Source organism: Xenorhabdus santafensis, assembly GCF_033949405.1.
Classification (GTDB): Bacteria; Pseudomonadota; Gammaproteobacteria; order Enterobacterales; family Enterobacteriaceae; genus Xenorhabdus; species Xenorhabdus santafensis.
This window is the reverse complement of sequence record NZ_VCDN01000212.1, coordinates 1-203: the sequence shown is the minus strand read 5'-3', so window position 1 is coordinate 203 and position 203 is coordinate 1. Positions and strand designations below refer to the sequence as shown.

General features: G+C 33.0%; 1 protein-coding gene. It reads right to left on the bottom strand.

The genetic code is table 11. The annotated features are described in order from the left end of the window. The coding region (locus FE392_RS22345) for a hypothetical protein (protein WP_500692703.1) at nt 1-203 on the bottom strand (203 nt) is incomplete at both ends.

The window sequence follows — 203 nt, the reverse complement described above, 5'->3', positions numbered from 1 at the left end:
TTTTTCACTTTTCTTGATTTTTTCGTAATAATCTTGGATTTTACGGTCATTCCGTTTTTGTTTCTCGTTATACGTATCTACTGCTTCTTGAAACACATCTTTGTATACACTTCGAATGTCCTTTTGAACAAAATAAATATTCTCTTCTAACCTGGCTGGATCAATACCAGGATTTCCATGAGTATTTTCTCTGTTATTGTGGC